This window comes from Salinicoccus halitifaciens (assembly GCF_021026095.1).
In the GTDB taxonomy this organism is placed as follows: domain Bacteria; phylum Bacillota; class Bacilli; order Staphylococcales; family Salinicoccaceae; genus Lacicoccus; species Lacicoccus halitifaciens.
Window position 1 is genome coordinate 72,151 of the sequence record NZ_JAJNCU010000008.1, and the last position, 20,824, is coordinate 92,974.

Annotated in this window: 20 protein-coding genes; 13 read left to right on the forward strand and 7 right to left on the reverse strand. The window is 51.1% G+C overall.

The features are described from left to right. The first annotated feature begins 692 nt into the window (after window positions 1-692). From LPW40_RS11885 to LPW40_RS11915, 7 genes are all read left to right on the forward strand, one after another. A complete protein-coding gene (locus LPW40_RS11885; protein WP_230822470.1) occupies window positions 693-1,490 on the forward strand; it encodes a TerC family protein in 798 nt (265 codons plus the stop codon). A 55-nt stretch (window positions 1,491-1,545) separates the two neighbouring features. Beyond that, window positions 1,546-3,390 carry a S1C family serine protease gene (locus LPW40_RS11890; protein ID WP_230822471.1) on the forward strand — a complete coding sequence of 615 codons (1,845 nt, stop codon included), beginning with the start codon at window positions 1,546-1,548 and terminating at the stop codon, window positions 3,388-3,390. Window positions 3,391-3,480: 90 nt separating this feature from the next. Continuing rightward, window positions 3,481-4,839, forward strand: coding sequence for a TrkH family potassium uptake protein (locus tag LPW40_RS11895; RefSeq protein WP_230822472.1), 1,359 nt, complete (start codon window positions 3,481-3,483; stop codon window positions 4,837-4,839). A gap of 19 nt (window positions 4,840-4,858) precedes the next feature. After that, window positions 4,859-5,866: a bifunctional UDP-sugar hydrolase/5'-nucleotidase gene (locus LPW40_RS11900; protein WP_230822473.1), complete on the forward strand. Its 1,008-nt coding sequence runs from the start codon at window positions 4,859-4,861 to the stop codon at window positions 5,864-5,866. A 407-nt stretch (window positions 5,867-6,273) separates the two neighbouring features. Then, on the forward strand, window positions 6,274-7,197 hold the full coding sequence (locus LPW40_RS11905; RefSeq protein ID WP_230822474.1) for a nuclease-related domain-containing protein: 924 nt from the start codon (window positions 6,274-6,276) through the stop codon (window positions 7,195-7,197). 90 nt (window positions 7,198-7,287) lie between these two features. Continuing rightward, complete coding sequence (locus LPW40_RS11910; RefSeq protein WP_230822475.1) at window positions 7,288-7,821, forward strand: transposase; 534 nt, start codon at window positions 7,288-7,290, stop codon at window positions 7,819-7,821. Between the two features lie 11 nt (window positions 7,822-7,832). Next, on the forward strand, window positions 7,833-8,699 hold the full coding sequence (locus LPW40_RS11915; RefSeq protein ID WP_230822710.1) for an IS3 family transposase: 867 nt from the start codon (window positions 7,833-7,835) through the stop codon (window positions 8,697-8,699). 56 nt (window positions 8,700-8,755) lie between these two features. On the opposite strand, the gene LPW40_RS11920 is transcribed toward LPW40_RS11915, so the two are convergent. After that, on the reverse strand, window positions 8,756-8,935 hold the full coding sequence (locus LPW40_RS11920; protein ID WP_230822711.1) for a YkvS family protein: 180 nt from the start codon (window positions 8,933-8,935) through the stop codon (window positions 8,756-8,758). Window positions 8,936-9,035: 100 nt separating this feature from the next. Beyond that, complete coding sequence (locus tag LPW40_RS11925) at window positions 9,036-9,545, reverse strand: sigma-70 family RNA polymerase sigma factor (protein WP_230822476.1); 510 nt, start codon at window positions 9,543-9,545, stop codon at window positions 9,036-9,038. Window positions 9,546-9,773: 228 nt separating this feature from the next. On the opposite strand from LPW40_RS11925, the gene LPW40_RS11930 reads away from it, so the two are divergent. From LPW40_RS11930 to LPW40_RS11940, 3 genes are all read left to right on the forward strand, one after another. Next, on the forward strand, window positions 9,774-10,280 hold the full coding sequence (locus LPW40_RS11930; RefSeq protein ID WP_230822477.1) for a competence protein ComK: 507 nt from the start codon (window positions 9,774-9,776) through the stop codon (window positions 10,278-10,280). A gap of 64 nt (window positions 10,281-10,344) precedes the next feature. Further along, window positions 10,345-11,910: a hypothetical protein gene (locus tag LPW40_RS11935; protein ID WP_230822478.1), complete on the forward strand. Its 1,566-nt coding sequence runs from the start codon at window positions 10,345-10,347 to the stop codon at window positions 11,908-11,910. A 166-nt stretch (window positions 11,911-12,076) separates the two neighbouring features. Next, window positions 12,077-12,493, forward strand: a complete 417-nt coding sequence (locus LPW40_RS11940) for a MarR family winged helix-turn-helix transcriptional regulator (RefSeq protein ID WP_230822479.1) — start codon at window positions 12,077-12,079, stop codon at window positions 12,491-12,493. 71 nt (window positions 12,494-12,564) lie between these two features. Here the strand turns inward: LPW40_RS11940 and LPW40_RS11945 are convergent, their stop codons facing one another. The 3 genes from LPW40_RS11945 to LPW40_RS11955 are packed head-to-tail and all read right to left on the reverse strand — an operon-like array spanning window position 12,565 to window position 14,968. Beyond that, window positions 12,565-12,993, reverse strand: a complete 429-nt coding sequence (locus LPW40_RS11945; RefSeq protein WP_230822480.1) for a GNAT family N-acetyltransferase — start codon at window positions 12,991-12,993, stop codon at window positions 12,565-12,567. Between the two features lie 8 nt (window positions 12,994-13,001). Then, complete coding sequence (locus LPW40_RS11950; RefSeq protein ID WP_230822481.1) at window positions 13,002-13,469, reverse strand: DUF2538 family protein; 468 nt, start codon at window positions 13,467-13,469, stop codon at window positions 13,002-13,004. Between the two features lie 20 nt (window positions 13,470-13,489). Then, a complete protein-coding gene (locus LPW40_RS11955; protein ID WP_230822482.1) occupies window positions 13,490-14,968 on the reverse strand; it encodes an LCP family protein in 1,479 nt (492 codons plus the stop codon). A gap of 369 nt (window positions 14,969-15,337) precedes the next feature. On the opposite strand from LPW40_RS11955, the gene LPW40_RS11960 reads away from it, so the two are divergent. The 3 genes from LPW40_RS11960 to LPW40_RS11970 are packed head-to-tail and all read left to right on the forward strand — an operon-like array spanning window position 15,338 to window position 17,538. After that, window positions 15,338-16,012 (forward strand): YveK family protein, encoded by a 675-nt coding sequence (locus LPW40_RS11960; protein ID WP_230822483.1) that lies wholly within the window; start codon window positions 15,338-15,340, stop codon window positions 16,010-16,012. Window positions 16,013-16,027: 15 nt separating this feature from the next. Next, window positions 16,028-16,735 carry a CpsD/CapB family tyrosine-protein kinase gene (locus LPW40_RS11965; protein ID WP_230822484.1) on the forward strand — a complete coding sequence of 236 codons (708 nt, stop codon included), beginning with the start codon at window positions 16,028-16,030 and terminating at the stop codon, window positions 16,733-16,735. Window positions 16,736-16,737: 2 nt separating this feature from the next. Further along, window positions 16,738-17,538: a tyrosine-protein phosphatase gene (locus tag LPW40_RS11970; RefSeq protein ID WP_230822485.1), complete on the forward strand. Its 801-nt coding sequence runs from the start codon at window positions 16,738-16,740 to the stop codon at window positions 17,536-17,538. A gap of 48 nt (window positions 17,539-17,586) precedes the next feature. Here LPW40_RS11970 and LPW40_RS11975 read toward each other — a convergent pair whose 3' ends face one another. After that, window positions 17,587-19,206, reverse strand: a complete 1,620-nt coding sequence (locus tag LPW40_RS11975; RefSeq protein WP_230822486.1) for an amidohydrolase — start codon at window positions 19,204-19,206, stop codon at window positions 17,587-17,589. A gap of 2 nt (window positions 19,207-19,208) precedes the next feature. Beyond that, on the reverse strand, window positions 19,209-20,636 hold the full coding sequence (locus LPW40_RS11980; RefSeq protein ID WP_230822487.1) for a sodium:solute symporter family protein: 1,428 nt from the start codon (window positions 20,634-20,636) through the stop codon (window positions 19,209-19,211). Window positions 20,637-20,824 lie beyond the last annotated feature (188 nt).

The window sequence follows — 20,824 nt, forward strand, 5'->3', positions numbered from 1 at the left end:
GATGCTCCCCATCGGCCAAGTGAGAGTTGGTTTGGCCGATAGACGCTCCCCATCGGCCAAGTGAGAGTTGGTTTGGCCGGTAGAGGCTCCCCATCGGCCAAGTGAGGGTTGGTTTGGCCGATAGATGCTCCTCATCGGCCAAGTGGGCGTTGGTTTGGCCGATAGACGCTCCCCATCGGCCAAGTGGGCGTTGGTTTGGCCGATAGATGCTCCCCATCGGCCAAGTGAGAGTTGGTTTGGCCGATAGACCCTTCACCCCCCCTCACCCCCGCCACCCACAAAAATCATGAAATTTATTTGTAAAACGTTTTCATGGATAAAACCGCTTTACAACGGGCTTCCAATCGGATATATTATATTTATCAATGAAACCACAACTGAATAGATCCTTATCAATAACTAAAATTTAGTTTTGAAAAAGGGGAGTAACAATAGTGATCGCTCACCCGTTGAACACCACCGGGCATCGAGAGGATCGACTATCATTACATCGTCATGACGGCTCCAGATTGAATCACCACTTCACGATCGGACCCGGTGTAATGAACGGCGGACAACCGGCTTCAGCCATCCACATCCGCTGTACCGTGAGACCTTTGGCAAAACGTACAGAAGAATACTTCTGTACGTTCTGCGATGGGTCTCTTTTTTTGTTGGTCGATTTGAAAATGAAACCCTGGAGGTACAAAGTTATGGATATGGCTATTATTTTGGAATATGGCTGGGTGCTGATCGTCCTGGTCGTCCTGGAAGGCCTGCTCGCGGCGGATAACGCCGTCGTGCTCGCGGTCCTCGTCCGGCACCTCGAACCGAAGGAACGGAAAAAAGCATTATTCTACGGTCTGGTCGGCGCATTCGTCTTCCGTATGATCGCAATTTTACTGCTCGTCTGGCTCGTCCAGTGGTGGTGGATGCAGGCGCTTGGTGCGCTATACCTCTTCTGGGTGTCCGGCTCGCACCTCTACTCGCTCTTCAAGGAGAATAAAAAAGACCCGAAGCAGAAAAAAGTCGAGGCAGCGGCGGAAGCGGGTCCTAAAAAGGGTTCCGGCTTCTGGATGACCGTGTTCAAAGTGGAACTTGCAGATATCGCATTCGCCATCGACTCGATCCTTGCAGCGGCGGCGATCGCGCTCGCACTGCCTGAAATCGGCGGGGATTTCTTCGGCGTCAACGCAGGCCAGTACACGGTCATGGTGATCGGCGGCCTCATCGGTGTCATCATCATGCGTTTCTTCGCCACATGGTTCGTCGGCGTGCTCGCACGGCGCCCGGGGCTTGAAGTCGCGGCATTCCTCATCGTCGGCTGGGTCGGCGTGAAGCTCGCCATCCTCTCGCTCGCACATGACGCGATCGGCATCATCCCGCATGAGTTCCCGCATTCGACGACATGGAAGCTCATATTCTGGTCTGTAATGCTCATCATCATCGTCACGGGCTGGTTCAGCAGCAAGAATAAAGCCCCGTATGACGGCGAATCATTGGAAGTCTGAACGGATACATCTTATAATGAAGTTTAAGTAATTTGAGATGCTGGGAGGAAGTCAATTGGAAAAAGATAAAAAGCACGTCATTCCTAGAGACCGTTACAGACGCCGGCGCCGCGTCTTCACAGAAGAAGGCCAGGAGCCGATCGCACCTTACGAGGGGCCGTCGGAGCCTGAAGGCACCGCAGACGCAGACATCGATAATGAAACAGAACAGCCTGATAAATCGGCAGCGGAGTCGAGAAGGGATTCGATCGAAGCGTCCCGCGGGCGTTCCCATGAACCGGTCTACGGCTACGATGATCTGACGGAAGAGGAGATTGATGAATCCGGCTACCAGGATGTCTATACATCAGGACCGGCTTCCGATGAAAAAATATCCAAACCCGAGAGTGAAGCAGGGGAGGCGCCGGCTGAGCGCACTGAAGGCAGCACACAGGAAGACACCGCCGTCAACGGCCGCACCCGCGAAGCAGACGGCGCGGCATATGCCGCATCAATGACCGCGGGTGCCGCCTACAGCTACCCGGGCGACCGTAAGACTGAAGAGGCGGTGGACAGGGAGCCTGTCCGCACCGCACCTGCATCAGCGCAGGCCCCGGAAACCCGGGACAGCAGCGATCACAGAAGTGAGGATGCTGTTTATTACGGTGCCGTACCGCCGGGCGGCGATGGCGGCGGGAACAACAACGGCGGCAGCAACCGCCGTAACAGGCGCGGCGGGGGCGGCGGATTCTTCCGTTCATTCCTCCTGCCGCTTCTCGCAGGACTGTTGGGTGCCGCAATCGCACTTTTATTGTTCAATGCATTCGACGCTAATGACGGCAGCACCGGGGAGGCACTCAACGAGGAAGAGGCCGGTGAGGAACTTGAAGCGGAAGACCCTGCAGTGGATGATCCGACGGAGAATGAGATCACCGCGGCAATCGATGCCTCGCGTGATTCCGTCGTGTCGGTGATCAACCTGCAGCGCGTCGATTCGCTCCTGCCGGGCATCTTCGGGGAAATGCCCGAAGTCCAGCAGGAAGAGCCTGAAGAAGCGGGCATCGGTTCCGGCGTGATCTACAGGGTGGACGGCGAGACGGCCTACATCGTCACCAACCAGCACGTCGTCGAAGGTGCCGAGGAAATTCAGATCAACATGCAGAACGGTGAATCCGTCAACGCGGACATCGTCGGCACCGACATCTGGACCGACCTTGCGGTGCTCACGATCCCGAGCGACCAGGTCGACGGCACGCTCGACTTCGCGGACAGCGACGAGCTCACGGTCGGCCAGATGGCGATCGCCATCGGCTCACCGCTCGGCGAGGTATTCTCGGGCTCCGTGTCCCAGGGCATCGTCTCCGGACTCGACCGTTCGGTGCCGGTGGACCTCGACGGCGACGGCAGTTACGACTGGGAGGCGAACGTCATCCAGACCGATGCCGCCATCAACCCGGGCAACTCCGGCGGTGCATTGATCGACTCGAACGGCAACCTGATCGGCATCAACTCGATGAAGATCAGCATGCCGATGGTCGAGGGCATCGGATTTGCGATTCCGGCAAACGAAGTGCAGCAGGTCGTCACACAGATCGAAGAGAACGGCGAAGTGCAGCGCCCGTTCCTCGGCGTGACACTGCAGGACCTCTACACCATCCCGCCTGAAATCATCCAGAGCGAGATGAACCTGCCTGAAGACGTCGACTCAGGCGTCGTCATCTCGAGCGTCCAGCCGGGGTCCCCTGCGGAATCCGCAGGCCTCCAGCAGCTCGACCTCGTGACCGCACTCGACGGCAATGAAGTCGCGAACATGATGGAACTCAGGCAGTACCTGTATTACGAAAAACAACCGGGCGACGAAATGACGATCGACTTCTACCGCAATGGCGAACCACAGTCCGTCACCGTCACCCTGCAGTAAATATCGGACCGGCTCAAATTTTGAGTCGGTCTTTTTTTAAATTTATAGTACAATAAAAACCATCACAACGATTGAGAGGAGTCCTGCAGCGTGTTCAGAAAACAGCTGGCGAAATTCAGGCAAAACAGCCCCGAGCGGCTGATATTCATATACTACTTCGCAGCCATCGTGGTGGCGACGCTACTTTTGTCACTGCCGGTGTTCTACCGGATGGACTATTCCGAGATGGCATTCATCGACATCCTGTTCGTCGCATCGTCGGCGCTCAGCGTCACCGGCCTCAGCAGTGTGGACATTGCCTCGACGTTCAACCTCTGGGGGTACGTCGTCATCATGTTCATCATGAACCTCGGCGGCGTCGGGATCATGGCGATGGGCACGATGATATGGCTCCTGCTCGGCCAGAAGATCGGCCTCCGTGAACGCATGCAGATCCGGGTGGATACGAACCAGTATAAGATATCCGGCGGCGTCCGGATGGTCATCGACATCATCGGCCTGATGCTCCTGATCGAACTCGTCGGTGCCGTCTATTATTTCTTCGTCTTTTTAGCTGAGACGGGCGACTGGAATTATGCGCTCCTCCACAGCACGTTCTTATCAATCTCCGCGACGACGAACGGCGGGCTCGACCTGTTTTCCGGGTCGCTTACAGGATATGATACGGCGTACCATCTGCAGGTGCCGGTGATGATGCAGATCGTCCTAGGCTCGATCGGCTACCCCGTCCTGATAGAGGTGCGCAACTTCCTGTCGAGGCGCCGGCATCATTTCCGGTTTTCTTTATTCACAAAAGTGACTACTGCGACTTACGGCGGGCTGTTCGTGGTCGGCACGCTGATTATATTCATCATGGAGTGGAAGGATTACTTTAATGAATACGGCGTGATCGGCACGCTCTTCAACAGCATGTTCCTCTCGGTCACATCGCGGAGCGGGGGACTGACGACCGTGCCGATCGATATGCTGGATGAGTCGACGCAGCTGTTCATGAGTGCGCTCATGTTCATCGGGGCGAGCCCGAGTTCAGCGGGCGGCGGGATCCGGACGACGACGTTTGCGATACTTCTGTTGTTTCTGATCGCATTCAGCCGGGGACGTGCGCACATCCATGCATTCAACCGCAATATCGCGCGTGCGGATATCGACCGCGCATTCGCCGTCATCGCACTCGCGGTCTTCCTCGTCTTCGCGGGCGTCACGTCCATCGTGTTCCTGGAAAATGGAAAATTCGAGGTGGCTGATATATTATTTGAAGTGACGAGTGCGTTCGGGACGGCGGGGATATCGACCGGCATCACGAGTGAACTTTCCGAGGCGAGCAAGCTGATCATCATCGCATTCATGTTCATCGGGCGGATCGGTTTTATTTCCTTCATATTATTCATCGGCGGCAGGCAGCATACGCATTCCTATGAATTTCCGGAAGAGCGGATCATGGTAGGTTAAATTCAAGGAGGGATTCATCATGCAGGAGTTTTTTACAGTGAAGTTGATTTTGACCCAGCATCTCGGCGGCAAGCTCGGCATGAGCGATGATGTGTCATTGTCGAAAGTGTCGCGTTATGCGACAAGCATCAATGCGGACGATAATTTCCATGTGCTGCTGGGGGATCTGGGCGGCACGCTCGGCATCGACCAGGAACTGCGGGGGCGGCGGAACCCCGCGGTCACCGCGATGAACTACATGGGGTACGATTTTGCGGTGCTGAACCACCGCGATCTCTCTAACATTTCGAAGCTGCGGCGCGCGGTCGGCTTTGCGCGGTACCCGTTTTTGAACTGCAACATCGGCCATCCAAACACGAAGGAGCCGTTCTTCGGGGAGCCGTACGAGATGATCGACATCAACGGCATGCGGCTCGCGTACGTCAGCGGGTACGCCGGGCCTTTCGAAGCGGAGGATGATGACCTGTTCGAGGTGGCGGACATTGGTGAGGCGCTCCGCCGCACTTTGCGTTACATCTATGACAATAAAGACCCCGATTATGTGATCGTCGCGGTGTCCGACTGGGATGAGTCGATGCAGGAGATGATCGATGAACTGGAAGGCGTCGGCATCGTCGTCACCGGCGCATCGGAAGTGTACGGCGGTGCGTTCAACCCGCGGCATGATGCCGACGCCGCCTCGGCGCTCGCGGCCAGCTTCTCGGCAGAATCCGCCGAAGACCTCGCCGCGAGCATCAGCCCCGGCCAGTTCGCCCGGAACATTGGCGACCGGCATCCGGAAGCGTCCGGCACATCATCGAGTCCCCGCCTCCTGTCGGGTAAGGAAGTGTACACGGCCGGGGATTCCGAAGCGATTTCCATGTACCACCACCATCACGAGGGCTTCGTCATGTCCATCGACCTGCGCTTCAAGCGCCGCACCACCACTTTCGAATACCTCGGCCACACGATCAGCTACCTGGATAAGGAAATATCCGAGCTGACCGATGATATTCATTTGAATGATCTGATTTACTACCATCTGTAGGGGGTGGGTGGTGGTTAAGTGATATCTGCCCTCTATCGGCCAAGTGGGGTTTCGTTTGACCGATAGACGTCTCCCATCGGCCAAGTGAGTGTTGGTTTGGCCGATAGACGCTCCCCATCGGCCAAGTGGAGTTTCGTTTGGCCGCTAGGACGCCCCCATCGGCCAAGTGGAGTTTCGTTTGGCCGATAGACGCTCCCCATCGGCCAAGTGAGTGTTGGTTTGGCCGATAGAACACCGCCATCGACCAAGTGAGTGCCGGTTTGGCCGATAAAATTGCCCCTTCACCCACCACAATTCAAAAATAATAAACATATCACCCAAAAAGTATAATAAGTTCCAAAAAAAACAAAACTAAAAAAATCAAAATCGCCATTTTCCTCCTAATAATAGTAAAGGGGGTTTTTATTTTGTTTTTAAACAAGCGAAACAAATCAAATGAGCTGAATTATTTAGAAGTACTATCAATCAGAGCGGAACTGACAGATCAGGAGAGGAAAACTTTGGAGCGTCTCCGGAAAGGATATGCAGGGGAGCAGTTGTATGACCGGATATTGGATGAAGTCGGGCATGAGCAAGTAAATATTTTCAGGGACATATGGATAAAGGCCGATAAATCGCTGACCCAGATAGACAGTCTGATCATCAGCGACGAAACTGTGATCATCAATGAAATCAAGAATTACAGCGGGCAGTACAAATATGATAATAATAATTGGTACATCGGCAAAGCCCAGATTTCAGATGATCCGCTGATTCAATCCAGACGTGCCGCTTCAAAGCTCATAAAAATCTTCAGGGAAAACAATATGAGCATCCATGTTGAAAATAAAGTGATTTTCCCGAATCCGTATTTCATACTGGACACGAATGACGAGCAGTGCAGGGCCTCAATCGTCAAACGTGACCGGCTCAAGTATTACTTCCGCACTTTCAACCAGCTTCCCAGCTGGAGCAGGCATGAAAAAATCATCGAATTACTCAAATCCTATACTGTCGCAGAGCCCGCCCATCCGCAGCAGGCGGATGACAATCGATTGACATTCGGCAGATATTGTCCAAGTTGTACATCATTCAATCTGCAGAGTCACCGGAGTTTCACCATCTGCAGGGACTGCCATCATAAGTCTGACAATAAAGCGCATGTCCTTGCAGCAGTCCGGGATTTTCAAATATTGTTCAATGAACAAAATGTCACCACGACTGCCATACAAAAAATGTTGAATCATGAAATATCGAATACAACGGTAAAACGGTATTTAAGGCAGTACTGCACCCCCGCAAACAACGGCCGCTTCAGGACTTACTCCCTCCGCCACCCGCACACCAGCTGACCCGCCCCAATCAAAACAAAACCCCCATTCCATCAATGGGGTGCCCCCATAAAGTTGAACTCCAAAATTCAACTTTATGGGGGCTTTTATATGCGTAGAAAGCATTCGATCGATTTTAAACTGAGTGTCATCCAGGAATACTTGAATGGTGATTTAGGGTATCATTCCTTATCGGCCAAGCATAAGATCGATACTAAATTGCTCAGAACATGGGTGAACCAATTCAACCAAAACGGCGTCCAGGGATTGACTGCCGGTATGACAAAATCCACTTATTCCAATGAATTTAAACTCAATGTCCTACAGTACCGTTTAGAACATCAGCTCTCTTACAGGGAGACGGCGAATGCCTTTGACATCCCGAATCCGTCCATCATTGCCCAGTGGCAGGGTAAATACAATCAATATGGTATTCTGGAGTCAGACACTAAACCGGAAGGCAGGCGGGCCCAGATGAATCAGAAGAAACCATCCAAAAAGAAACAAGAACAGCCGGCGCCATTGAATGAAACGGAACGGGAAGAACTGGAACGTTTAAGAGTGGAAAACCGTCAGCTGGAGGTCGCCATCGCGCTCGAAAAAAAGTTACAATCCTTAGCTCGAGACAAAAGAACAAAGAAATAGTCAGAGCGATCATAGAGTTAAGGAGCACCGGCCGCTATATGCTGAAAGAGCTGCTTGCAGCCGCAGGTATCGCCAAGAGTGTATTTAAGTACTGGAATGACCGATTACCCGAAGAGGATCATAAAGATCGTGAGGTCATTCAATCCATCCAGGAGATTGTGGCGGAAAGTCAGGGCAGATACGGCTATCGCCGGGTGCGCCTGGCGTTGAAAGAGAAAGGGTTCGTTGTGAATCATAAGAAAGTGCTGCGCCTGATGCGACAATACAAACTGCTTTGCGTCAAATTCAAACACAGAAACCGGCAGTACAAATCCTATAAGGGTAAAGTTGGTAAAATTGCCCGGAACACACTGCGCCGCCGGTTCAAAGCCGATCGGCCGTATCAAAAAGTATTGACCGATGTCACGCAATTCAATATTTCAGCTTCCGGGGAAAAACTTTACCTGTCACCGTTCATGGATGTGTTCAACGGGGAAATTTTGTCGTATAAGATCGGCCGTGCCCCGACCCTCGATATCGCCGTCACCCCTTTAGAGGAGTTAATCCGCCAGAGACCGACATTGGACTATCGGATGACGGTCCACTCGGATCAGGGCTGGAATTATCAGCATAAAAAATGGGTCAGGCACCTCAAAAAGAACAAGACGTTTCAAAGTATGTCCAGAAAAGGCAACTGTTTGGATAATTCTCCGATGGAGAACTTCTTTGGCCTGCTTAAACAGGAAATGTTCTATGGCCAGCAGTTTAAGACCTATGCAGAGCTGGAATCAGCGATTCATCAGTATATCGATTTTTATAATCATGATAGAATTAAAACAAAATTAAAAGGCATGTCTCCTGTCAATTACAGGAGACATGCCTCGAATCACATCATTTAAACAAAAAGTTCAACTTTTTGGGTTCACCTCACAAGGAACGGGGGTCTGCATCAAACTCAGGACTCTGATATGATTTTGTAGCGTTTATGGTTAACGACTGTTTTTTCAAACATTTCGTGTTCGTCAAAATCATCATTGATGGTGATGTCGACTATTACCGAGTTTTCATTCACCTTCTCGACTTTGCCTTTCATATCGTTGAACTCTACGATGTCGCCGACGTTTGCCGGAATGATTTCCACTTCTTTCTCATCTGCCATTGAATAAACCTCCTACAATCATTGAGATATATTATACAAGAAAATCATATAAATGTAACCATTTAAACCTGAAAACTTACATGCCGCCGACAAAATCCCGCACTTTCGCCCGCACCTTCACGCGAACCGCCTTCACCGTCGACACACTGACCCCGAGTATCCTTGCAATCTCCGCAGTCGAGTAGCCGTCCGTCATCAATTCCAGCCACTTCATCTCACGCTCACTCAACAGCGCAACGAGCTCCGCATTCAACAGATCCACATACGATTCCCGCACCGCACACACACCGTCATCCTCCAGCCACTCGGTGACCTCCAGCCCCTTCGACACCCGCACGCACTTCCGTATCTCATCGATCAGCCGCTGGTAGATCCGGGTGTAGACGAACTGGGACTCCGTCGCCCCGCGCGCCCGCGCCGGATCATAGCTCGCAAGCGCCTGGAACACCGCAATGCGCCCGATCTGCAGGAAATCGTCCTTATCATAGAGGGTGTTCAGTTTATTCATGACGGCATGCACCATCGGCTCATACTGCCGTATCTTCGCCTCGACCAAAGCTTCCGCACTCAAATCTGGTTTTTCCATACACTGTCCCAATCGATTTACCGATAAATCATGTTTTTCCGGATGCCCTCAATCTACACCATCCAGCTGTAAATAAAAAACACCACAACACGCAAAAAACACCACTAACCTGCATTTAAAGTTAACATCAAGTTATCAATGTTAAAAATATGTAATATAACCTTAAGTTGTTGTATAATAAAAGCATCAAACACGTTTGACAAAATACACATCAAAGGGGTACGGCATTTGAAAACATTCGCTTATCTGCTGCACGACATCAAGTATCTGGAACCGCTCTACCACCGGGAGCACCTCTCCCAGGCAGTCTATCCCGACCGGCACGAACCTTCCACACTCACGACGGACGCCTGGCTCGACCGGCTGCTGATCCACCAGTACGGCACGAACTTAAAAGCCAGGCGCGACCATCTGAAATACGTCCACGGGATCCATCGGCTCGGCCCGATCATCATCGATGAACATACAAACTTCGTGATGTTCCCGCTCACATCGAGCGTCCACAAGAACGCTCTCTGGCTGAACGCGCACAGCCTCCTGTGCTTCAGCGCACCGAAGACGGAAAGCGGCCGCGCAACCCGCATCCATTTCAGCGACGGCACATTCAAAGATATCGACGTCGACACAAAATTTTGCGAAAAGCAGTACGAAAAGACGCTGACGGTGCTCGATAAAGTCCAGAAGATCAGGCGGCATCCGGAACTTTATTTCACAGCGCAGGGAAAGTTCAAATGATTTAAACAATTCGCTTTTAAAATTACGGAATCTCTAGCATAATTGGGGGAGGGAGGGGTGCAGCGTGAACATACTGGTTGCCGGCGGCACATATAAAAATCAAAAGACCAGGATTGACAAGCAGTTCTCGATGGTCGGCGGCCATGTCATCGCACGGCTCCTCGGCCGTTATTCAGAACACGATATCCACCTCCACACGAATTTGAGCAGTGAAGAACAGACGCTCATGAAAAACCTGCGTGAATCATTGAGAAAAGATTTCATCAGCACGGAGTACATCGAGAAAGTGCCGGCGCCGTTCGGCATACTGACCGATGACGGCATCGAGGCGTTCTCCAATGTGTTCGAAAGCGCGCGGCTGCACAGGCGGAACGACAAGTTCTTCCGGGACTTCGGCGCCTTCATTTTGACGACCGACATCAATGAAAGGGATTTCAGGTATCTCAGGAGTTACGCCCACAATAACAACATCCCGCTCATCATCATCACCGCGGGGGAGTACAGGCTTGCGCCGAGCCATCCGGACGACGTCATCATCCCGCTTGAAGAGACGGACGGGCTCCCGCTGTACCATATGCAACTGCACGAAATCCACAAGGCGCTCCTTGAAGTGAAGGTGGATCAACGGCCGCTCATCACAAACCGGCTGCAGAATAAAGACCCGGTGGATGAGGGGACGTTCAAAAAGCCCGCAAAGCTCCTCACACAGCTCGTCATCTTCGCAACCGGCTTAGCACTCGCAATATTCCTCATCATGAGCCTGTTCGAATGGTTCTCAGGCCCCGAATCACAGGAGGCGGACATCGACTGGCAGCAGACGGTGGACCATCCGGACTGCAGCACGGTCGAAGAATGCACCGCCCTCGGTGATGCCTACCTGGAAGCACTCGGCGAATACATCGATATTTCACAGGAGCCTTACGTCTTCTTTGAAAACCGGCCGCGGCGGACGTACCATGACTATGCGGTGGACGATGGAAACCTTGAGCTGATCGAGGAAGTGCGGGAGCTGCCGGGGGAGGTGGAGGACTACCTCCGCTATTACGATGAATTCGAGGCGCTGTTCCCGGATGCGTACACGGACCAGATCGACATCTTCAGGCTGTTCTCGGACGGGGAGGGGAACACGCTCGCCTATGTCGACATCAGCGAGGAAGAGACGATACTCGCAATGGACTTCAGGGACAATACTCACAAGGCAGCGCGCTACAGGACGCACATCCATGAGTTTGCACACATCTACTCCCTCCCGGCGGAGGACTTCACGGACGGATGCGCCGGGACCACCGAGCTCGACTGCCTGAAGGAGGACACCCTGATGCATGACTACATCAACAGGTTCTGGGACGGCTATGGCGGGGAGTGGCTTGAAAACCGCTATAAGTCGCAGGCGGAACGGGATGCGTTCTTTGCGAACAACATCACGGACTTCCATGTGCCGTACCAGGCCGTGAACCCGAAAGAGGACTATGCCGTGGCATTCACGATGTTCGTGACCCGCGAAATTCCGGAGGAAACCGGCCTCCTCAGGGACACGAAAGTGAGGGCGATGTATGAAGATCCGGAACACGTCGCCCTGCGGACGGAGATTCTCGATAACCTGCTCACACTCGAGCGGGCCGGGGGTTGATCCGGCGGAGAACAGGCCCAAAGCCCCGAAATCATAGCGAAATGCCAGGGATTTTATTTCCTAAAATGTTGTGAATTATTTATAATAAATTGAAGATAAACATTGTGCACTAAGCATTTCAGTGTATAATGAAATTATCCTAATATATAGAAACAGGGTGGTATAAATGAGCGATGTCAATACAAGGCATGTCTGCAGACATATATACTTGCTGAACGCCAAAATCGACCATCTGACGTCTTTCGAGACAAGTGAAGGACGCATGTCGAGGGAACAGGTGTATATGCTTGAAACCATTGCAGAAGAGCCCAATATCACACAAAAACAACTGATAGCGAGGATGAAGAAGGAGCAGACGGCCATCTCCCGGGCAATCCAAAGGATGGCCGACAGTAACCTGATAAGTAAAACCCAGAGCCGTGAAGACCTCCGTGCCTTCTATCTGAAGATCAGCGAGAAAGGCCTCCGGTTGATCGATGAACTTCATGATGAAATATGCGAGATCACGGATGAACTGCTGAAAGACTTATCCATGGATGAAGTGAAGCATCTGACCCACATTCTCGAAAAACTCCATCGTTGATTGTGCATAGACCCGCATGGGTCTTTTTTTGTTCAAATAAAAACCGGAAACCCATGGGTCCCCGGAGGTCTTTATAATTCTCTTATCATATATTTATGCGGGATTCCGGCATCATCAAACTCATCCGATGCCACCGAATAGCCGAGCTTCTCATAGAAGGGGATCGCGTGGACCTGGGCGCCGAGCTTGGCGCTCTTGTACCCGGCACTTTTAGCGTGGCGGTGCACGCCTTCCATCAGGTCATAGCCGTAGCCTTTGCCGCGGTGCGGCTTCAAAACGGCCATCCGCTCGATTTTGATCATGCCGTCTTCAAGCGGGCGGTATCTGACCGTGCCGACCGGCTCCCCGGAATCATCGAAAAGCACGAAATGCGTGCATATGTCCTCATGCTCATCGACTTCGATGTCGGCGGGGACATCCTGCTCCTCGACGAACACTTTCATGCGTATGTCGAGGCAGTAGTCGTACAGGTCTTTTGTGTCTGCTGTCTTTATTTCCATAACATCACCTACATTTGATTTTTGCGCCGGATGGCCGTAAACTGCCAGAATATCTTCAAGTGCTCGATGCTCCAGTATTCCAGGCCGAGTGAGAGTGCCGGCTGTGTGTTGAAGCGGATGTTCGAGGCTTCCGCCGCAGCGAGTGCGATGTACTGGTAATGCGGCTTCAGGTTCTTGAACGCATCGCTCAGCCGACCGTCCTCGTTACGCACCCATTCGATCGGGTGGATCAGTTCGAATATATCCACCTGGTTGAAGATCTGCGGCAGGGCGATGATATAACATGCCGCGTCCACTTCGGGGTTCGTCAGCGCCTCGCTGAAGTAGCCCCGGATGGAGAGGTAATACTCTTTGTGCGTGTGGTTGTAGTAGTGGTACGAATCTTCGATCTTCGGCTTCAGGCCGTCTTTGATCTGCGCTTCCAGGAAGTCGAACATCTCATTGATGTTCGTCTCCTTGTCATAAGTCTTCCTCATGGTACAACCTCCTCGAATGATCAGTAGTAACCTTCTGCGGGTGCTGCGTTTTGATTATAGTAAGGGTCCGGCTCGATGTAGTTCTCATTATACCCCTGGTTGAACTCATCCACAGCAGGCTCGTTGAATCCTTCGTTCTCATTATACTCCGGATTGTTGTAATTTGGCTCTTCATACGCCGGTTCATTATATACCGGTTCCTCGTATGCAGGCTCCTCGTAAGGTTCGTTGTACTCCGGCTCGACCGGCACCTGCCGGGAATCTTCGCCGTTATCGCCGTTGCCATTACCGTTGTCGTTGTTGCCGTTATCGCCGTTGCTATTATCGCCGTTTCCGTTTTTCTCTTCCAGATCATCCTCGCCTTCGACGCCGAGGTCCTCATGGTCGAATTCAGGGATGTCGAAGCCGTCACCGTATGGATTTTCATAATCATCCATATACGCCGGATGCGCCGTTTCAGGCGTGAACTCCTCAAGGAGGTAGTCATCCAGATACTGATAAGGCTCATAAATGCCGTGCAGCCTCAGGTTGATCAGATCGTTCGGCTCGGTCGGCTCAAGATCGAGGATCTCGCGCAATGTATTGGAGATCGCAAGCAGGTGCTCCGGATCCGCCAGGTAGAAGTAGGCGCCGTTCGGTTCATACCAGAAATCGGTGCCGACGATCTGCGTATTGTCGAACTCGATCGAGTTGAATGCATAATAAGTCGCAAGGTCACGGACGGTTTCCGATGTCATGTCATGGCGCACATTTTCTGCGACCACTTCGATCAGATCATCGATCCGTGTGAGGGCCCCTGTGGATTTCGCCCTCTGCATGATTGCCTGGACCATCTCGAGCTGGCGGTTGCCGCGCCCGAGATCGGTGTCGACGTCACGGTTACGGACGACCGCAAGCGCCTCTTCACCGTTCAGCACCTGTTCGCCTTCCTCGACTTCGATTGTGCCCCGATCGATGGAAGTCGGCGACTCCATATCGAACGGCACATCGAATTCGACGCCGCCGAGCGCATCCACGACATCGACGACCGCCGGCATGCTGACGCGGACGTAGTAGTCGACCGGCACGTTCAACAGGCTCTCCACTGCGAGCATCGAGCTCTCCGGCCCGCCGTTCCGGTGCGCGTGCGTGATTTTATCATAGTAATTTTCATCCGGGAAGTACGTGAGCGTATCCCTCGGGATGCTGACGAGCTTCACATCGTCCTCATCCTTGTCGAATGTGGCGAGGATCACCGTGTCCGTACGGAAACCTTCCGTATCGAGGTTCTCCCGCTCGCTCCGCGTCTCGGATTCATCGACGCCGAGGATCAGCACCGTGAAGCTGTCGAGATTCGGGTCGACCTCCTCGATCCTGAGCTCCGAACGTTCACGGTCCGTCGCCTCGTAGGAATCCGACACCCCCCGCTCGAAAGTGTTGAAGACGCTGTAGATGTACAGCCCGACACCGATCAGGATGACGAGGAGCACAGAGAACAGAATAATAAGGAATTTTTTCATGATTAACCTTCTTTAAATGAATTTTATCGGGAATGACATAATGTGTATTATAAATTATAATACAGTATGAATGCTTATATTTAGTATACCAATCATTTATTTTATAATCTTTTGGATGTAAATACAATGTATAGATATAATTTCTACCAATAAAGTGAACATCTATCATGGAGCAGGGCTGATGCGGCTCTGAAATATTGACGGAATAATATATCACGGAACCGAGATACAAGTAAAGTAGAAAGTTCTGAAAAATTGTAAAAGCATTGTTAATATTTAAATATACTATCCTCAAATACTTGATTTAATGATATAGTATAAACTTAAGCAATAATTAAAAAAGTATACATATAATTTTTGGAGGTCTTTATGGAAGAGACGTTGAATTTGGAGGATATTCTGGAAGTCATCAAGAAGAATCTGTGGATGATCATCAGTCTGATGCTGCTTTTCGGAGCAATTGCCGCATTTGCGACAGCACTTTTGATGACACCGCAATATGAAGCGAATACGCAAATACTGGTCAGTCAGTCGGAAAATGCAGACACTGTGAACAATCAGGACATACAGGCGAGTCTGCAGTTGATCAATACATACAGGGACATCATACTGAGCCCGACGGTGCTGGATGATGTCGTGGATAATCTGGGGCTGGAACAGACCACAGGGGCACTGGCCAACCAGATTACAGTGAACAACCAGGATCAGTCGCAGGTCATTACAGTGACCGTCAGCGATGAAAATCCGGAGAACGCGGAAATCATCGCCAATGAAGTGGCACTGGTGTTCCAGGACAGGATTACAGAAGTGATGAATGTGGACAACGTCTCCATTCTTGCAGAAGCGGATATGGGCGAGAATCCATCACCTGTATCACCGCAGCCGCTTGTCAATATTGCGATCGGTCTGATTTTGGGCGCATTGCTTGGCGTGGGCATCGCATTTTTAAGGGCGTTCCTTGATAAACGTATCACGACCGAAGAAGAGATAGAGAAGCATCTGGATCTGCCTGTACTGGGTACGATCGCGAAATTCGAAAAGTAGGAAGGATACTGAATCATGTTTGGCAAAAATAAAAAACATACTTACTCATCAGGACCGAGAGAACTCATAGTTGAAAAAGAACCGAAATCACCGATCAGTGAACAATTCCGTACGATCAGGACGAACATCATGTATTCAAGCATCGATACAGAGATAAAGACAGTGGCCTTCACTTCAGCTTCCCCGGGAGCAGGCAAGTCCACGATGGCTGCAAATGTGGCGATTGCCTACGCGCAGTCGGGCAAACGCACGCTGCTGATCGATGCGGACCTCCGCCGTCCGACGACGCATTATACTTTCGAGTCAGGCAATCAGCGCGGCCTGTCGACGGTCATCATAAATGATATGCCTGCAGCCGATGTCGTCAAGGAGACGGATATTGAAAACCTCGAGATACTGACTTCCGGTCCGGTCCCGCCGAACCCGTCAGAACTTCTGGCTTCCAGGAAAACCAGCCTGCTCCTGAAGACATTCTCGATGGATTACGATATGGTCATCATCGATACGCCGCCGCTTCTGGCCGTAACAGATGCCCAGGTGCTGAGCAAGATCGTGGACGGCGTCATACTGGTTACAAATGTGGAAGCAAACAACAGGGAACGCCTGCAGGATGCCAAGGCACTGCTTGAAAAAGTGGATGCGAACATTTTAGGTGTCGTGATGAACAACAAGAACATGGGCAAAAGCAAGGACGAGTATTATTACTACTACGGGAGTGAATGATGATGATTGATGTCCATAACCACGTCTTGATCGGCGTGGATGACGGACCCGGGACACGGGAAGACGCAGTCGCTCTTTTGAAACAGGCAGTCGCCGGCGGTATTACGGACATCATCGCAACACCACATCACCAGACGACCCATTACACGAACCCGGCAGGCACGGTGGCGGATAAGCTCAAAGAACTGCACCGTATCATAGAGGAAGAGGGAATCGACATCAATGTCCATCCCGGCCAGGAAATCCGCATCTACGGCGAGATGATCAATCACCTGAAAACGGGTGAAAACCTGACATTGAACCAGAGCCGGTACGTACTTGTGGAATTTCCGTTCACGGACCTTCCACATTATACGGAGCAGCTGCTGTTCGATATCCAGATGAACGGCTACATACCATTGATTGCACATCCCGAGCGGTGCAAGCCGATCATCAGGAATCCGGAAAAACTGCACAACCTCATCGAAAAGGGTGCCATCTCGCAGGTGACCGCAACATGCGTCACCGGCGACCTCGGTGAAAACCTGCAGAAGACGAGCCTTAAAATGATCGAGAACAACCTCGCACATATCATCGCGAGTGATGCACACAACGCAGAAACCCGGCCGTTTGCCTTGAAAGAGGCATATGATGTCATCACTGAAGAACTCGGTGAGGAATATACGGAACGCTTAAAGAAGAACGCTGAAAAGCTTCTGAAGGATGAAGAGATGATCCTGAAGCTGCCAAAACCGATGGAATCGCACTACACAGAAAACAGGAAGAGAAAAAAGAAGAAAAAGAAATTTCTCGGGTTGTTTTAAGCCATATGAAAAGGACCAGGTCATTTGACCTGGTCCTTTCTTTATTTATTAAAATCTCTTGTACACAATCCTGCCGTCCACAATCGTCATCTGGACGAGTTCATCAGAGAGCGTATTGGATTGCTTGAATGGGTTGTGGCTGAGTACAGCAAAGTCTGCGTATTTGCCGACTTCAACTGTCCCTTCGACATCGTCCGTGCCGTTCAGCTTGGCTGCATCCAACGTCATCTTGCGGTAGGCTTCCACCCTCGTGAGCTTCTGTTTCTCACCGAGGATATCACCGTTCCGCGTCTTCCTGTCGACTGCGATGCCGATGGAGTGAAGCGGGGAGATGTCGGTCACCGGGCAGTCGGAATGAATCGTGAACGTCATGCCGGCATCTTCCGCCCAGCGGACGGGCTCAAGGTTTTCCGCACGTTCAGGCCCCAGGAACTTCGCCTTGTGCACATCTCCGAAGTAGTAGATATGGTTCATAAAGAACGAGCCGCCGATGTCATTTTTGACCATTTTTTTGATATCTTTCTTGTTCACTGTCTGGAGGTGCTCCACACGGTTCTGAATCTTCGTCCTCTTATGATCCCGAGTCTTCACATAGGCATCGATGACCGCTTCCGCCGCCTTGTCACCGTTCGCATGGGTGATGAGCGGATAGCCAAGCTTCTGGAAATGGGTGAAGAGTTCTATGAGCTCTTCGTCCGTAAACTGCGTATCATCCGACTTCGTGCCGTCATAGTAATCTTCACGCAGTGCTGCTGTATGGATCTGGATCGAACCGTCATTGAAGAACTTCGCGCCGCCGAGTGTGGCAAATCCTTCACTCAAGCTTTCCAGTTTCTCTTTTAGTGAATCTCCGGTCTCGCCTTCAAACGTCGGGTCATTCAAAAGAAGTTTATAGTCGATCGCAAAGCGTGTCCTGAAGTGCTGCGGGCGCTTCAAATATTCAATTGTCGCATGCCAGTCGTTGATGCCGTTCAGGAGACCCGCGCACATTTCGGTTGCACTCGTGATGCCGCGTGACTGGTAGTCCGCGATGCCGCCCTCGATATCGTTGGCAAGGTCGCCCGCGTCGATCTCAGGCAGTACGGCCTTCGCCTTATCCAGTGCCGGGAATTCGAATAAAACCCCGTTCACCTGGCCGTTCTCATCGCGCTCGAATCTGCCGCCTTCCGGGTCCGGGTCATCCAGCCCCACACCCATCAGCTCGAGCGCCTTCGTATTGACCGCACCCATATGGGCGGAACTGTGCTGTACATAGATTGGAATCTCCGTTGAGACCTTGTCCAGGTCGAAGCGGTTCGGGTGGCGTTGTTCAGCCAGTTCAAACTCATTGTACCCGTACCCCCTGAGCCAGCCGTCGCGGAGTATGACGTCCTGTTCCGCTTTGAATTTTTCAATTATTTCTTCAATGCTCGAGACGTTTTCAGGCGAACAGTTCAGCTGGCGCCTGAAGTTCGAGTACATCACAAGGTGGCTGTGCGTGTCGATGAATCCTGGTGAGAGGAACTTACCGGAGAGGTCCAGTATCCCTTCCCCCTCATCCACACGGTAATTCTTCTGCGGTTCGATTGCCGCAATCCTTCCGTCCTTTATTTCCACTGACGATAATTCATGTGTGCCGTTGATGACGTCAAGTACTTTTGCATTTATGATCAGCTTGATATTGTCCATTATTATTCTCCTTTCCTGTAATCATCAAGTTTATATTTAATCGCCGCCATCGGTACTTCACTGGCATCGTGTTTAGTCAGAAGACTGACGATGACGACTAAAAGAAATGACAATGTATAACCGACCAGTGCCTGGTCGAATGGGAGTCCAAGATAAGGGTAGATCAGAACGACAATCAGTGAACCGAGCATACTCGTAATCGCTCCTTTTTTCGTCACCCTCGGCCAGAACATAATTGCCAGGAATGGGAAGACTAGCATGACACCGTTAACCATAAGTGCCCAGCGGTACGCATCATTAATATTTGTGATGAAAAATGCTGCTCCCAGTCCAAGCAAAGTGATGAATATCACCGTAATCCTCGAAACGCGCAAGAGCTGTTTATTAGAGGCTTTCGGATTGAACAACACCTGGTACATATCACGGGTCAGGTTGCTCGCACCCTGCAAGTTGAAAGATGTCGCACCGGTCATTAGTGCTGCAAGGAGAGCGACGAATATCAAACCTGCGACGGGTGCAGGCAGAAGCTCATTAGTGACGTAAGAGAATACCAGATCCTGCTCCATCGAGAGATCGACGAACTGACGCGCTGATACCCCAATCAAAAATGGCAGGAATGAAATAACCATAACGATCACATGACCTGTAATACCGGCACGAAGTGCCGTCTTTTCGTCTTTTGCTGCAAAAATCCTCTGCCATGTGGATTGCCAGACGAGATAGAATGGACCCACAGATAAAGCATATAACAGTGTACCGGAAATACCGTCCACATTAATGGGGCTCAAAAATTCCCACTCTGTATTTTCAATCAGTGCACCGAAGCCACCAACATGCATTACGATAGTCACAGACAGTACAATCAGTCCCAACAGTATTAAAATTGACTGGACCGCATCGGTGATGATCGTCGCAGGCAGGCCTCCGAGTATGGAAAAAGCAAGAATCAACACTGTACCGACAATCATACCTGTCGCCTGGTTCCAGTCAAATGCGATAGTGAACACCGTTGACATACCGATCAGCTGAAGTGCAAGCGTCGGAACGGAATAGATGAAGGCGGATAATATTGAGGGGATGATACCGGCCTTTCCGCCAAAACGTGATGTGAATAAATCAGCTAGTGTAAAAAGTTTCTGGCGTCTGAGCGGTTTTGCGAAAAAGATGACCAGTATGAGGCTGAATATGTAGGCCACCATCGCAAATTGGACGAAACCGGATAATCCTACAGTAAAGCCGAGTCCCACCCAGCCGATGAACACGGCAGCTCCCGCATTCGTGCTGATAATTGTTCCGGTAATTCGCCAGAACCCTGTGGACCAGGACGAAATCATATAATCTTCGTAAGTCTTTATCTTAAAGAAGTAGTACCAGGCCACTCCAATCATGGCACCGAAGTAAAGAGTGAAATATAAGATGTACCAAGCCATAAGTTAACCCCTTTTATGTTTCCTGCGATAATATAGTTGATTATTTCATATATTATACAGAAAAATTGAGGAATGGGGAGTTGGATTTGGGTGAAATTACAATATTAATGGTGGTTTTTATTACTGATTAACTTTCGAAAGTCAGGAAAAATGGTGAAAATGAATTCACTCTTATGAACCATCAATTC

Excerpts from the sequence above, each read along its gene's own strand:
- LPW40_RS11885 (WP_230822470.1), top strand. The coding sequence starts at position 693 with ATGGATATGGCTATTATTTTGGAATATGGCTGGGTGCTGATCGTCCTG.
- LPW40_RS11900 (WP_230822473.1), top strand. The coding sequence starts at position 4,859 with ATGCAGGAGTTTTTTACAGTGAAGTTGATTTTGACCCAGCATCTCGGC.
- LPW40_RS11910 (WP_230822475.1), top strand. The coding sequence starts at position 7,288 with ATGCGTAGAAAGCATTCGATCGATTTTAAACTGAGTGTCATCCAGGAA.
- LPW40_RS11925 (WP_230822476.1), bottom strand. The coding sequence starts at position 9,545 with ATGGAAAAACCAGATTTGAGTGCGGAAGCTTTGGTCGAGGCGAAGATA.
- LPW40_RS11940 (WP_230822479.1), top strand. The coding sequence starts at position 12,077 with ATGAGCGATGTCAATACAAGGCATGTCTGCAGACATATATACTTGCTG.
- LPW40_RS11945 (WP_230822480.1), bottom strand. The coding sequence starts at position 12,993 with ATGGAAATAAAGACAGCAGACACAAAAGACCTGTACGACTACTGCCTC.
- LPW40_RS11950 (WP_230822481.1), bottom strand. The coding sequence starts at position 13,469 with ATGAGGAAGACTTATGACAAGGAGACGAACATCAATGAGATGTTCGAC.
- LPW40_RS11955 (WP_230822482.1), bottom strand. The coding sequence starts at position 14,968 with ATGAAAAAATTCCTTATTATTCTGTTCTCTGTGCTCCTCGTCATCCTG.
- LPW40_RS11960 (WP_230822483.1), top strand. The coding sequence starts at position 15,338 with ATGGAAGAGACGTTGAATTTGGAGGATATTCTGGAAGTCATCAAGAAG.
- LPW40_RS11965 (WP_230822484.1), top strand. The coding sequence starts at position 16,028 with ATGTTTGGCAAAAATAAAAAACATACTTACTCATCAGGACCGAGAGAA.
- LPW40_RS11970 (WP_230822485.1), top strand. The coding sequence starts at position 16,738 with ATGATTGATGTCCATAACCACGTCTTGATCGGCGTGGATGACGGACCC.
- LPW40_RS11975 (WP_230822486.1), bottom strand. The coding sequence starts at position 19,206 with ATGGACAATATCAAGCTGATCATAAATGCAAAAGTACTTGACGTCATC.
- LPW40_RS11980 (WP_230822487.1), bottom strand. The coding sequence starts at position 20,636 with ATGGCTTGGTACATCTTATATTTCACTCTTTACTTCGGTGCCATGATT.